Source organism: Chromobacterium sp. ASV23 (genome assembly GCF_016428945.1).
Classification (GTDB): Bacteria; Pseudomonadota; Gammaproteobacteria; order Burkholderiales; family Chromobacteriaceae; genus Chromobacterium; species Chromobacterium sinusclupearum.
Map to the genome: position 1 here is coordinate 1 of NZ_JAELTR010000297.1, position 206 is coordinate 206.

Annotated in this window: 1 protein-coding gene; it reads left to right on the plus strand. The window is 64.6% G+C overall.

Annotation, left to right across the window (positions count from 1 at the left end):
* Positions 1 to 206: hypothetical protein (locus JHD59_RS22700; protein ID WP_199155923.1), on the plus strand; the 206-nt coding region annotated here is incomplete at both ends.

Below are 206 nucleotides of genomic sequence, written 5' to 3' on the forward strand. Positions count from 1 at the left end.
CGGGGCCAATGCGGTGGGTAACACCGTCAAGGTGGCGACCGATGGCACGGTGTCGGATGACAGCGGCAACAACAACCCGGGCGGCGGCAACGAGTCCGAGGGCGGCGACAACGGCAAGCCGATCGATCCGTCTGCCAAGCCGGTGGTGAAGGCATTGAAGGTCAAGGGTCCGCTCGAAGTGGGCAAGGACCTGACCGGTACTTACC